This window comes from Cohnella sp. GbtcB17, assembly GCF_019091135.1.
Lineage (GTDB): Bacteria > Bacillota > Bacilli > Paenibacillales > Paenibacillaceae > Cohnella.
The window spans coordinates 1-236 of the sequence record NZ_JAGXJW010000477.1 but is presented as its reverse complement, the minus strand read 5'-3'; the positions used below and the strand labels follow the sequence as shown (position 1 = coordinate 236).

General features: G+C 65.7%; 1 protein-coding gene. It reads right to left on the bottom strand.

Translation table 11 applies throughout. The features are described 5' to 3' along the window. On the bottom strand, window positions 1-236 hold a 236-nt coding region (locus tag KVT38_RS34205), incomplete at both ends, for a hypothetical protein (RefSeq protein ID WP_217598145.1).

The following is a 236-nucleotide window of genomic DNA, read 5'->3' as shown; positions in this document are numbered from 1 at the left end:
CCACATGACGACCGCCCCGAGGCCGATGCCGATGAAGCCCATGCCCTGTCGGGTCAGCCCGGCGAACGGAACGGCAAAGTGAAAATACAGCAGGCCGGAAAGCGCGAGCGCGAGGCACACAAGCAAAGGGAGTCTGCCCCGTCCGAGCTGCGCGCCCGCTTGTTCGACGAGCCGCTTGTTCTGCTCGTCCCGAAGCTTGTCCCTGGCTGCTCGCAGACTTTGCTCCGCGCTCTCCG